We start from the raw sequence: 410 nt of genomic DNA, 5'->3' as shown, positions 1-410 counted from the left end.
GAGGGACTTCGACCGTGAGGAACTGTTGGGATTGATCGCCTCGGTCGAAGCTCGCTCGGAGCATCCGGTAGCACGGGCGATCGTCGATGATGCGCGCCGCAACGAGATCGTGCTCTCACCAGTGACGGAGTTTGAATCGGTTCCAGGGTTCGGTGTGGAGGGTCAGGTCGCTGGCCATCTGGTTCAGATAGGCGCCGATCGCTTTATGAACCAGTTCGGTATCGATACCTCCTCGTTCCGTGTCGAGAGCCTCCGGCTCGCCGAAGAGGGAAAGACGCCGCTCTATGCAGCAGTCGATGGCAGGCTTGCCGCTATGCTCGCCGTCTCCGATCCGATAAAGGAATCGACTCCTGCCGCGATCAAGGCTCTCCACCGTCTCGGACTACGGGTCGCGATGATCACTGGAGACA

Annotated in this window: 1 protein-coding gene; it reads left to right on the top strand. The window is 60.0% G+C overall.

All coding sequences use genetic code 11. The annotated features are described in order from the left end of the window. Nucleotides 1-410: HAD family hydrolase (locus tag I6F37_RS42460; RefSeq protein WP_225154745.1), on the top strand; the 410-nt coding region annotated here is incomplete at both ends.

The sequence above is a fragment of the Bradyrhizobium sp. NBAIM08 genome (assembly GCF_020193935.1).
Classification (GTDB): domain Bacteria; phylum Pseudomonadota; class Alphaproteobacteria; order Rhizobiales; family Xanthobacteraceae; genus Bradyrhizobium; species Bradyrhizobium yuanmingense.
This window is presented reverse-complemented; position numbering and strand designations above follow the sequence as displayed.